Source organism: Acidocella sp. MX-AZ02 (assembly GCF_000306035.1).
Taxonomy (GTDB): Bacteria; Pseudomonadota; Alphaproteobacteria; order Acetobacterales; family Acetobacteraceae; genus Acidocella; species Acidocella facilis.
Window position 1 is genome coordinate 1,632,755 of sequence record NZ_JH976207.1, and the last position, 10,261, is coordinate 1,643,015.

The 10,261-nt window shown below is 66.1% G+C and carries 11 protein-coding genes, 1 tRNA gene and 1 pseudogene; 4 read left to right on the top strand and 9 right to left on the bottom strand.

The window, feature by feature from the left end:
• The first annotated feature begins 357 nt into the window (after positions 1–357).
• From hcp to MXAZACID_RS08060, 3 genes are read left to right on the top strand one after another with little or no spacing between them, the layout of a single operon-like run.
• Positions 358–2,010: a hydroxylamine reductase gene (hcp, locus tag MXAZACID_RS08050; protein ID WP_008493746.1), complete on the top strand. Its 1,653-nt coding sequence runs from the start codon at positions 358–360 to the stop codon at positions 2,008–2,010.
• 54 nt (positions 2,011–2,064) lie between these two features.
• Positions 2,065–3,072 (top strand): 2Fe-2S iron-sulfur cluster binding domain-containing protein, encoded by a 1,008-nt coding sequence (locus tag MXAZACID_RS08055; RefSeq protein WP_008493747.1) that lies wholly within the window; start codon positions 2,065–2,067, stop codon positions 3,070–3,072.
• Positions 3,073–3,103: 31 nt separating this feature from the next.
• Positions 3,104–3,568, top strand: a complete 465-nt coding sequence (locus MXAZACID_RS08060; protein WP_008493748.1) for an Rrf2 family transcriptional regulator — start codon at positions 3,104–3,106, stop codon at positions 3,566–3,568.
• Between the two features lie 172 nt (positions 3,569–3,740).
• On the opposite strand, the gene MXAZACID_RS08065 is transcribed toward MXAZACID_RS08060, so the two are convergent.
• The 6 genes from MXAZACID_RS08065 to tnpB are packed head-to-tail and all read right to left on the bottom strand — an operon-like array spanning position 3,741 to position 7,226.
• Complete coding sequence (locus MXAZACID_RS08065; RefSeq protein ID WP_008493749.1) at positions 3,741–4,373, bottom strand: DsbA family protein; 633 nt, start codon at positions 4,371–4,373, stop codon at positions 3,741–3,743.
• The gene (locus MXAZACID_RS08070) at positions 4,370–5,047 is read right to left on the bottom strand and encodes a haloacid dehalogenase type II (protein WP_008493750.1); all 678 of its coding nucleotides are present in this window, start codon (positions 5,045–5,047) and stop codon (positions 4,370–4,372) included. Before MXAZACID_RS08070 ends, MXAZACID_RS08065 begins: the two co-directional genes overlap by 4 nt.
• Positions 5,048–5,060: 13 nt before the next feature.
• The gene (locus MXAZACID_RS08075) at positions 5,061–5,759 is read right to left on the bottom strand and encodes a glutathione S-transferase family protein (RefSeq protein ID WP_008493751.1); all 699 of its coding nucleotides are present in this window, start codon (positions 5,757–5,759) and stop codon (positions 5,061–5,063) included.
• A complete protein-coding gene (locus tag MXAZACID_RS08080) occupies positions 5,759–6,463 on the bottom strand; it encodes a glutathione S-transferase N-terminal domain-containing protein (protein ID WP_008493753.1) in 705 nt (234 codons plus the stop codon). Before MXAZACID_RS08080 ends, MXAZACID_RS08075 begins: the two co-directional genes overlap by 1 nt.
• 5 nt (positions 6,464–6,468) lie before the next feature.
• On the bottom strand, positions 6,469–7,071 hold the full coding sequence (locus MXAZACID_RS08085) for a TetR/AcrR family transcriptional regulator (protein WP_008493755.1): 603 nt from the start codon (positions 7,069–7,071) through the stop codon (positions 6,469–6,471).
• Complete coding sequence (tnpB, locus tag MXAZACID_RS20380; RefSeq protein WP_083878533.1) at positions 6,972–7,226, bottom strand: IS66 family insertion sequence element accessory protein TnpB; 255 nt, start codon at positions 7,224–7,226, stop codon at positions 6,972–6,974. The genes MXAZACID_RS08085 and tnpB overlap by 100 nt, the downstream gene beginning before the upstream one ends.
• A 65-nt stretch (positions 7,227–7,291) precedes the next feature.
• Here tnpB and MXAZACID_RS20475 point away from each other — a divergent pair.
• Positions 7,292–7,360: pseudogene (locus MXAZACID_RS20475) on the top strand (hypothetical protein); the annotation flags it as partial.
• Positions 7,361–7,927: 567 nt separating this feature from the next.
• Here the strand turns inward: MXAZACID_RS20475 and MXAZACID_RS08095 are convergent.
• The 3 genes from MXAZACID_RS08095 to MXAZACID_RS08105 form a co-directional block, all read right to left on the bottom strand.
• Positions 7,928–8,003, bottom strand: a tRNA-Glu gene (locus MXAZACID_RS08095).
• Between the two features lie 39 nt (positions 8,004–8,042).
• Positions 8,043–9,812, bottom strand: coding sequence for a single-stranded-DNA-specific exonuclease RecJ (gene recJ / locus MXAZACID_RS08100; RefSeq protein ID WP_008493757.1), 1,770 nt, complete (start codon positions 9,810–9,812; stop codon positions 8,043–8,045).
• Positions 9,813–9,851: 39 nt separating this feature from the next.
• Positions 9,852–10,261, bottom strand: a 410-nt coding sequence (locus MXAZACID_RS08105; protein ID WP_008493758.1) for an energy transducer TonB, incomplete at its 5' end; no start/stop codon positions are given.

A 10,261-nucleotide genomic window follows, 5' to 3' on the forward strand; every position in this document is an offset into this window, starting at 1 on the left:
GCTAGCTTTTTGTTCGAGCGAGCAACTTTATCCGATCAAACGAGTCCGTTTGATCGGATGTTGCTCTAGCGTCTCCTTCCCGCTCAAGCCACGCAACCCGGCCGATACGGGCAGAGCCCAGCGAGTCTGAGCGCAGCTTCTGGCCAGTCTTAGAGGCTGTAGCTCGAGCGAAGCGTTCGAGGCGCGGTGGGGCGGCCTGATATGTATCTGTCGAAACAAGAGCGGCCGCGCGTCCAGCATGCACGCCGGCTGGCTGGAGGCAAAGCGTGCCCCTTGATCTGAATCAATGGTCGCCCCGCGGAAAGATGTATTTAGAACGCACCTTTAAGGGTGGAATGATTTTTCGAGGAGCAGGCGATGTTTTGTTTTCAATGCGAGCAGACGGCGCGCCAGGACGGGCAGGCGGGTTGTGCCAGCGCCAAGGGCGTGTGCGGCAAGGATGAGACCACGGCGGATCTGCAGGATCTGCTGATCTACCAGCTGAAAGGGCTGGGCGAGCTGAGCAGCCGGCTGCACCGGCGGGGCACGCCGGACCAGGATGCGGACAGCTTCATCCTCTATGCTTTGTTCACCACCCTCACCAACGTGAATTTCGACCGCACGGTCTTCGTCAAGCTGATCGCCGAGGCGGCGCGCCGGCGCGATGGGCTGCGCGGCGCCCTGGAGGCGGCCGGAGAGCCGCTCACCGGCCTCAGTGCGGCGGCGCATTTCGCCCCGGCGGCGGATCTGGCCGGGTTGCTGGCGCAGGCCAACATCGCCTCGGTGCGAGCCGGGTTGGAGCTGGTCGGCGAGGATGTGATCGGGCTGCGCGCGCTGCTGCTCTACGGGCTGAAAGGCGTGGCCGCTTACGCCCACCATGCCGAGGTGCTGGGCGAACAGCGCGCCGAAATCTATGCCGGCATCGCCCATGCGCTGGATGTGCTGGCGCATGACCCGGCCGATATCGGCCTGCTGCTGGAAGAGGCGCTGGCGCTGGGCCAGCTGAACCTGACCGTGATGGAGGCGCTGGACGCCGCCAATACCGGCAGCTTCGGCCAGCCGACGCCGACAAGGGTGCGCACCAGCCCGGTGGCCGGCAAGGCGATCCTGGTCTCCGGCCATGATCTGCGGGATCTGCACAAGATCCTGGAGGCCACCCAGGGCACCGGCATCAATATTTACACCCATGGCGAGATGCTGCCCGCCCATGGCTATCCGAAGCTGCACGCCTACCCGCATCTGGCCGGGAATTACGGCGGCGCCTGGCAGAACCAGCAGCAGGAATTTTCCGACTTCCCCGGCCCGATCGTGATGACCTCGAACTGCCTGATCGAGCCGCGCCCCGCCTACCGCAACCGCATCTTCACCGCCGGGCCAGTGGGCTGGCCGGGGCTGCGCCATATCCAGCATGATGATTACGCCCAGGTGATCCAGGCCGCGCAGGCGATGCCGGGCCTCGCCGAAACCGCGCCGGAGACCAGCATCCTGGTCGGTTTCGCGCGTGAGGCGGTGCTGGGGGCGGCGCAGACCGTGATCGACGCGGTGAAAGCCGGCGCGATCAAGCATTTCTTCCTGATCGGCGGCTGCGACGGTGCCGCCCCCGGGCGCAATTACTATACCGACTTCGCCGACCACGCCCCGGACGATACCGTGCTGCTGACGCTGGGCTGCGGCAAATACCGCTTCAACAGCCATGAGTTCGGTAATATCGGCCCGCTGCCGCGGCTGCTGGATGTCGGCCAGTGCAACGACACCTACTCCGCCATCCAGATCGCCAGCGCCCTGGCGGAGGCGTTTGGCTGCGGGGTGAATGATCTGCCGCTGACATTGGTGGTCTCCTGGTTCGAGCAGAAGGCGGCGGCGGTGCTGCTGACGCTGCTGGCGCTGGGGCTGCGCAATCTGCGGCTGGGGCCGAGCCTGCCCGCCTTCCTGACGCCGGCATTGCTGAACGTGCTGGTGGAAAAATTCGGCGTGCAGCCGATCACCACGGCCGAGGCGGATATCGCGGCGGCGCTGGCCCGCGCGGCCTGAACCGCTAGGCTGGCCGGGTATTTCCCCGGCCAGCCTGTTTCCAGGGACAAGACGATGAAGCTCACTTTGCAGACCCGCGACGCGGTAAGCCTCCAAATCGATGCCGCTCCCGGGCAGAGCGTGCTGGCGGCGGCGGAAGCCGCCGGCCTCTACCCGCCCGCCATGTGCCGGGACGGGCAATGCGGCCAATGCGCCGCGCATGTGCGCGCGGGCAGCTATGAGATGGGCCCGCACAGCGCCGCCGCGCTGCCGGCCGGGCCGGGTGGCGTGCTGCTCTGCCGCTGCCTGCCAACGGCCGACCTCGTCGTGGCGCTGCCCTATGACGATGCCCAGCTGCCCCGCCAGAGCGTGCCGGTGCGCGCGGCGGTGGTTGAGGCGCTGCACCCGTGCGGGGCGGCGGCGGTGAGCCTGGTGCTGCGGCTGGTGCCCGATGCGGCAAGCGGCCAGGCGGCGGATTTTCTGCCCGGGCAATATATGGAGCTGTGCCTGCCCGGCGGCACGGTCAGCCGGGCCTATTCGCTGGCCAATCTGCCGAACTGGGACGGGGAGCTGGAATTCCTGATCCGGCTGGTGCCGGGCGGCGCCTTTTCCGGCTGGCTGGCCACTACGGCAAAGCCGGGTGACCGTCTGGAGCTGCGCGGGCCGCTCGGCCATTTCACCCTGGACGAGGCCAGCCCGCGCCCGCGCTGGATGGTCGGCGGCGGCTGCGGTTTCGCGCCTTTGCTCTCGATGCTGCGGCAGATGGCATCCTTCCAGGATGCCACGCCGGTGAAGCTGATCTACGGGGTGAACCGCGCGGCGGAGGCAGTGCCGGAGGCGCTGCTGGCGGAATTGCGCGCGGACCTGCCGCAGCTGGAAACAATCCTCGCCGTCTGGCAGCCGGAGCCGGGCTGCACGGCCTTCCAGGGCAGCAGCGCCGAGGCTCTGGCGGTGGCGCTGAAGACGGCGGCAACGCCGCCGGATCTTTATGTCTGCGGCCCGCCAAAGATGCTGGACGCGGTGCTGGCGGTGGCGCGCGCGGCCGGTCTGCCGCCCGCGCAAATTTTCGCCGAGCGGCTTTAACCGGCCCGGCGGCGAGGGGTATAGTGCAAGGATGCATCTCACCCGGTTCACCGATTACGGCTTGCGGACGCTGATCTACCTGGCCATGCGGCCCGACCGGCTGGCGCAGATCAGCGACATTGCCGCCGCCTACCGGGTTTCGGAAAACCATATGACGAAAGTGGTGCACCGGCTGGGCCAGGCCGGGCTGATCGAGACGATACGCGGCCGCCAGGGCGGGATGCGGCTGGCGCATCCGCCGGCACAGATCCGTATTGGCGATGTGGTGCGCAAGCTGGAGCCGGATTTCGCCCTGGTGGAATGCCAGGGCGATGGCAGCTGCGCGATCCGCGGCGCCTGTGGGCTGGAGAGCGTGCTGGACGAGGCGCTGGCGGCGATGCTGGCGGTGCTGGAGCGCTACACGCTGGAGGATGTCATCGCCGGCAACATGGCCTCGCTGCGCCGGCGCCTGGGCCTGGCGCTGCCGGGCGAAGGGGCGCCGGGCCGGGTGACGTAAAAGCGGTCACGAAGAATGACATGCGAGGTTTTCAGTGAGTCTATGGAGGCTTTCAGGCGTTCCAGCGCATTTGTCGTGTGGATGATTTATGATCGCCACATCGAAGGCAAAACACGGGAACACCTCGCAACGGCGTCGCCTTGCTCACAACAGGGAGAAAAATCGGCGGTACCTACAATGTCTCCAGCCAGGCCGTAAGTGCTGGAATCAGCCTGTCCGCCCGCTGAAAGCCGTTCGTTACGAGTGCATAGCCACTCTGATCTCCCGTCCCGGAGATAAGTGTGGGAAAACCTCGTATGCCCGCTTGCTGCGCCAGGGCGAAATCCTGCATGGTTTCCGCCGCCACGGCAGCGTCATTGAACAGCGTTTTAAAGCCGAGCTCGTCCATGCCCAGTTCCATCGCCAGGTCGGTCAGCACCTCGGCCGCCGTCACGTCGCGGTTTTCGGCGTAAAAGGCGCGTTGAATCCGCGCCAGCGCGGCGAGCCCGCTGGTCATGCCCTGCTGGCGAAAAACCACCACGGCGCGGCTGGCGGGCTCGGTGTCGTACACGAAGCCCTCGCGCTCGAAAAAGCTGAAATCAAATGGCTGACCGGAAGCCTCGCCCACATGCTCCCAATGCGCGCGGATCTCGGCGCGGTCTGACGCCGTCATGGCGTTTATATTGCCAGGACGCAACCCGCCCAGAACCAGGCGCACCGGCAGGGCATCGCCGAACCGACGCGTGATGGCCTCGATCACCGGCGAAAACCCCCAGCACCAGGAGCACATCGGGTCAGCGAAATAAACCAGATGCGGGCCGGTCATGAGGGGGCAAGCCCGAGCAGCGCCGGCAGCGCGGCCAGGCTGGTGACCTCATGCGCCGGGGCGCCGGGCAGGCGCTCGCGGCGCTGGCCGTAGCGGTTGCACCAGACCACGTGCAGGCCGAAATCCGCCGCCGCATGCGCATCCCAGCCATTGGAGGATTGGAAGCTGATCTCCGCCGCCATCAACCCCAGCCTGTCCAACGCATATTGATAGACCCGCCGGTCGGTTTTGTAGGTTTGCAGCGGATGGACGGAGAGCACCTCGTCGAACAGCCCGTCCAGCCCCGAACTGACCAGGGAGGATGCCAGCATTGCCGGGGTGCCGTTGGAGAGAATGGCGGTTTTCACCCCGGCCCGGCGCAGAGCGCGCAGCATGTCTGGCACCTCGGGGAAGGCGTGCAGCGTCTCGAACAGCCCCATCAGCGCCGCATGACGCTGCGGGCTGGCGAGACCCAGGCTCTCCAAAGCGAATTCCAACGCCTCGGCGGTAACCTGGCGGAAATCCGCGTAGCGCCCCTGCAGGGCGCGCAGCCAGGTATATTGCAGCTGCTTGTCGCGCCAGAGCGCGCTCAAGGGGGCGCGCTGCTCGGGCGGAACCTGGTCGCAGCGCGCCGTGGCGGAGGCCAGGTCGAACAAGGTTCCGTAGGCGTCGAAGACACAAGCTTTAATCGCCATGTCAGCCCCTCCTTCAAGCCGCGGCGGGCATGGCGAGAGCCAGCCCTTCATAGGCATTGAGCATGCGCGTGAACCAGCCCGACAGAGCGGATTCGGCGCTGGTCACGTCATGTCCGCCGCAGACGCGCTGCCATTGCAGCGCGGCGAAGACGACATGGTCAGCATAGGCCGGGCCCTCACCGGCGAGATAAGGCTGCTGGCCGAGCGTGGCCGCCAGCGGCCGCAGCGCCTGGCGCAGCGCGCTCAGATGCGCCTCACGTTCCGCCGCCAGATCCGCCAGGCTGCACCCGAAGAAAGCCTCGCGCGTGGTCTTGAAATAATCCTGGTCCTTGGGATGCAGCATGGCGTGGATCTCCGGCAGAATCAGCCGTGCGATCGCCGGATGCAGCACGGTCTCGGTCCAGTCATTGACGAAGGGGGTCAGGGCCTTGCCGGCCACGCCGTTGAAAAGCGAGGGACGATCCGGATAGGTCGCCTCGAGATATTCGGCGATCGCCCAGCTATCCACCACGCAGCGCCCCGCATCGACGAGCACAGGCACCTTGCCCTGGCCGGAAAAAGCAATCTCCTGCTTCTCGGTGAAGCGCCAGGCGATGGTTTCGACAGGCAGGTTTTTATGCGCCAGGGCCAAGCGCACGCGCCAACAATTCGGACTGAAGCGGATGCTCTCATCCTTGGCGGCGAGGTCGTAAAGCTTGATCGTGGCGGTCATTATTTGCTCTCCGTGAGGTTGGTCGCGGTCTGGCCGAACAGGATGGCGCGCGCCTCCTCGCTCACCACCGGCGCGGTGTTGATCTTCTCCGCCAGCGCGTAGGCGCGCTGCACCGCCGGACGCTCGCCCACCAGCGCGAACCAGCGCGCCAGATGCGGGAAATCCTCCAGCGTCTGCTTCTGATTTTTGTGGAGCTTGATCCAGGGATGGCAGGCCATGTCGGCGATGGAGTAATCCCCGGCAATGTAATCGCGCCCGGCCAGGCGCTTGTTGAGCACGCCATAGAGACGGTTGGTCTCGTTCACATAGCGGTCGATGGCATATTGAATTTGCACCGGCGCGTATTGCACGAAATGGTGGTTCTGGCCGGCCATCGGCCCAAGCCCGCCCATCTGCCAATAGAGCCATTGCAGCACTTCGAAGCGCGGGCGGGGCGCGCGGGGTAGAAATTGTCCGGATTTATCGGCCAGATATTCCAAAATCGCGCCGGATTCGAAAATGCTGAGCGGCCCGGCGCCGTCCTCGGGCGTATGGTCAACCATGGCAGGCATGCGGTTATTGGGGGAAATCGCCAGAAATTCAGGCGCGAATTGTTCACCCTTGCTGATATTCACCGGCACGATCTTGTAAGGCAGACCGGTCTCCTCGAGAAAGATTGTGACCTTATGGCCATTTGGCGTGGTCCAGTAATAAAGATCGATCACTTGCATCAAGCTCCTGGTTTAAGGGTTAGTCCGAGCGGGGCCAGGTTGGCCTCAACCAGCCGGCGCAGGCGCACCGGGTCCGGGTCCAACCGGGCGAGAACACGCAACGCCAGCACGGCGCCAAACAGCCCTTCGGCCGCGCGGCTTGGCTCGGTGCCCGGCGGGAGCAGCCCGGCCAGCACGGCACGCTCAATCTGGGCGCGCAGGAAGGCTTCCACCTCGCCGAGCCGTTCGCGAACCAAGCCGCGTGTGGCGGTGTCCGCCGCACCGTCCAGCGCGGTGTTGATGAGCAGACAGCCAGACGGCGTTTCGGTCGAGCAAGAGAGGGCGATTAGCGCCGCGAACAACCCGGCGATGGCGTCACGAGGGTCGGGCAAGGCGGCCAAGCCCGGCAAGAGCTGACCGCTCAGCCCGGTATCGGCATAGCGGCGCAAGACTTCACGAAACAATCCAGACTTATCACCGAAGCGGTTATAAAGTGCCGCCGTGGATAATTTGGTGGCGTTCGTCAGATCCCGCAGGGAGGTGGCGGCGTAGCCTTGACGCCAGAATACGTCACGGGCGCGGTCGAGCAGGGCGTCATCATCGAGTGTACGGGGGCGTGCCATCGATCAGATAATAATAGATCGATCGGTTTATAACAAGATCGCTGCCGTTTACAAAACAGCCCCCCAAGGCCATCCCACCACAGGATCTTCACCAGATCGCCGCGTTTGCCGCGGAACACATAGAGCGTGCCGTTATGCGGATCGAGGCTCAGCATGGTCTGCACCTGCGCCGCTAGAGCCTCAAGCTTTTAGCTTGAGGTGCGCCCATTGCGGCGCGGGCATGACGCTGCGGACCGGCAAAGGCTATCGCTATTACACCTGCGCCGGACGCGCCCAGAAGGGGCCTACGCGCTGCGGAGGCTGCACCGTCTCGATGCCCAAGCTCGACCACGCGGTGATCGACACGCTGTCCGAGCGCATCTTCGCATCTGACAGGCTTGCCAACCTCGTCTCTGCTTATCTCGACAAGGCCAAGGCCGACGCCCAGCAGCAGCGCAGCCAGCTCGGCCAGATCAAGGCCGACCTGACCGAGACGGACGGCGCCATCAAGCGCCTGCTGCGCATGGTCGAAGACGGGCTGATGGAGGTCGACGATCCCGCGCTGCGCGAACGCATGACCGCGCTGAAAGCCAAACGTAAAACCCTCACCGCGCAGCTTGACCAGGCGTCCGCCCTGCAACCGACCAACCGCCCGCAGCTTACAGAGGCCAAACTCCAGCGCCTCAGCGAAACCGTCCGCGCCACTTTGCACAAAGCACAGCCGGACCTGCGCAAGGCCTACATCAAATTATTCGTGGACAAGGTTGTCGTCAGCAAACAGGCGATTGAACTCACCGGGCCGAAATCTCTGCTTGTGCGGGCTGCTCTTGCTGACCTGCCAAACACGCCGAACGAAGTTATTACTTTTGTTCGGGAATGGCGTCCCCAAGGGGATTCGAACCCCTGTTACCGCCGTGAGAGGGCGGTGTCCTAGGCCTCTAGACGATGGGGACTAAAGGTGGAGCGCCTGATAAGGCCCTCTTCGTCCCGCGTCAAGCCGGCGCGGCGTCGGTGATGAAAAAACCTGCCGAGACCCTGCCCTGCCAGGATTCCGCCCGCAAATGTCCCGCCAGATGCAGCGGCGCGCCGCCGACGCGGCTCAGCGCCTCGGCCAGCGGGCCGTCCTTGGCGCGGAACAGCAGCGCCTTCATCCGCCCACCGCCCTCGCCTTCCAGCATCACCCGGATGGTGTTGCCGTCCTTGCCGATGCGGTCGGTCTTCACCACCCGCGCGCGCGGCAGCACGAAGAGCGGCTCCTCATTGCCGGTGCCAAACGGCCCCAGCCGGGCCACCATCTGCGCCAGCGCCGCATCCGCCCCGGCCAGCCCCAGCACGCCATCCAGCAGCAGCTCGGCACTCGGCGGCAACAAAGCCGCGCTGGCCAGCCGGTCGTTCAGGAAGCCGTGGAAGGTGGAGAGGGCGGTCTCCGGGGCGGAGAAGCCCGCCGCCATCGCATGGCCGCCACCGGTCGCCAGAATCCCGCTCTGCCGCGCCGCGATCACCGCCGCGCCGAGATCGATCCCCGGCACTGACCGCCCGGAGCCCTTGGCGATGCCATCGGCGATGCCCGCCACCAAAGCCGGCCGGTTGAAGCGCTCCTTCACCCGCCCCGCGACGATGCCGACCACGCCCGGGTGCCAGCCTTCCTGCGCCAGCAGGATGATGCCGTGCCCGCCCGCCACCTGCGCCTCGGCGCGGCTCATCGCGTCGCTCGTCACCCCGGCCTCGACGGTCTGGCGCTGCTTGTTCACCGCATCCAGCGCCTGGGCCAGTTCGGTGGCGAGCTCGGTATCCTCGGCCAGCAGCAGCCGCAGCCCCATATCCGCCTCGGCAATACGCCCGGAGGCGTTGATCCGCGGCCCCAGCGCGAAGCCGCAATGCATCGCCGTCGGCGCCTCGTTCAGCTTTGCCACCTCCAGCAGCGCCGCCAGGCCGGGGCGGGCGCGCCTGGCCATCACCTTCAGCCCCTGCACCACAAAGGCGCGGTTGAGCCCGCTCAGCGGCATCACGTCGCAAATCGTCGCCAGCGCCACCAGGTCGAGCATCTCGCGCAGATCCGGTTCCGCTCTATCGGCGAAGAAGCCGCGCCGGCGCAGCGTGCGCAGCAGCGCCACGGCGCTGAGAAAGGCCACGGCGGCGGCACAGATATGGCGCAGCTCGGAGGGGCAATCCAGCCGGTTCGGGTTCACCGTGGCGCAGACCGGCGGCGGCGGGCCCTCTGATTTATGATGGTCCAGCACGATGATGTCGGCGGCATTATGCAGTGGCGCGAAGGCGGCATGCGCCGCGGTGCCGCAATCCACACACACGATCAGGCTCGCCCCGCGCTCCACCATCGCCCGCAGCGCATCGCTGTTCGGGCCATAGCCCTCGGTCAGCCGGTCCGGCACGTGATAGGTCACCGCGCAGCCGAGCTGGCGCAGCAGCGTCACCATCAGGGCCGCCGAACAGGCGCCATCGACATCGTAATCGCCAAATACGCCGACCATCTCGACCTTGAGCACCGCATCGGCCAGCCGCCCGGCGGCGACATCCATGTCGATCAGGCTGGACGGGTCCGGCAGCATCGCCCGCAGCGTCGGGTCCAGGAAGGTGGGGGCGTGGTCCACGGTGACACCGCGCGAGGCCAGCAACCGCCCCATCAGCTCAGGGATGCCCAGCTGCTGCGCCAGCCCCTCGCCCTGGCGCTCCGCCTGGCCTGGCCGCCAGATCCAGCTTTTGCCGCTCAGACTCTGGGTGATGCCGAAAACATGCGCGTCCATCCGCCGGTTCAGCCAGAATGCGCGAGTCGATGCAAGCGTTCAGCGGATCAGCTGGTAATGCACGGTGTAGCGCACCGTCACATGGTCATCCTTCGCATCCGGCGGGAAAGGCGGCAGGGTATTGTCCCTGAACAGCTGCTCCCAGGCCTGGTCCAGGAACGGCGAGCCGGCGGAATCCAACAGCTTCAGCCCGGTCACATGGCCCTGGCGGTCGACGGTGAATTCCACCGTGGCGGTGCCTTCCTGGTTCTGCTCAATCGCGGCTTGCGGATAATAAGCGTGCTCCTGCACCCATTTGGTCAGCGCCGCATCCCAATCCGCCCCGGCATTGCCCTTCACCGAGAAATCCGAGGCGGTGGCCGCCTGCGCGTCGGAGGTCGGCATGTTCAGTTTCAGACCGCGCGGCGCGGGTGGCGCGGCGGGGGCGGCCGGTGACGGATTGCCGTAAT

Excerpts from the sequence above, each read along its gene's own strand:
- hcp (WP_008493746.1), top strand. The coding sequence starts at position 358 with ATGTTTTGTTTTCAATGCGAGCAGACGGCGCGCCAGGACGGGCAGGCG.
- recJ (WP_008493757.1), bottom strand. The coding sequence starts at position 9,812 with ATGGACGCGCATGTTTTCGGCATCACCCAGAGTCTGAGCGGCAAAAGC.
- MXAZACID_RS08075 (WP_008493751.1), bottom strand. The coding sequence starts at position 5,759 with ATGACCGCCACGATCAAGCTTTACGACCTCGCCGCCAAGGATGAGAGC.
- MXAZACID_RS08055 (WP_008493747.1), top strand. The coding sequence starts at position 2,065 with ATGAAGCTCACTTTGCAGACCCGCGACGCGGTAAGCCTCCAAATCGAT.
- MXAZACID_RS08085 (WP_008493755.1), bottom strand. The coding sequence starts at position 7,071 with ATGGCACGCCCCCGTACACTCGATGATGACGCCCTGCTCGACCGCGCC.
- tnpB (WP_083878533.1), bottom strand. The coding sequence starts at position 7,226 with ATGCTGAGCCTCGATCCGCATAACGGCACGCTCTATGTGTTCCGCGGC.
- MXAZACID_RS08070 (WP_008493750.1), bottom strand. The coding sequence starts at position 5,047 with ATGGCGATTAAAGCTTGTGTCTTCGACGCCTACGGAACCTTGTTCGAC.
- MXAZACID_RS08060 (WP_008493748.1), top strand. The coding sequence starts at position 3,104 with ATGCATCTCACCCGGTTCACCGATTACGGCTTGCGGACGCTGATCTAC.
- MXAZACID_RS08065 (WP_008493749.1), bottom strand. The coding sequence starts at position 4,373 with ATGACCGGCCCGCATCTGGTTTATTTCGCTGACCCGATGTGCTCCTGG.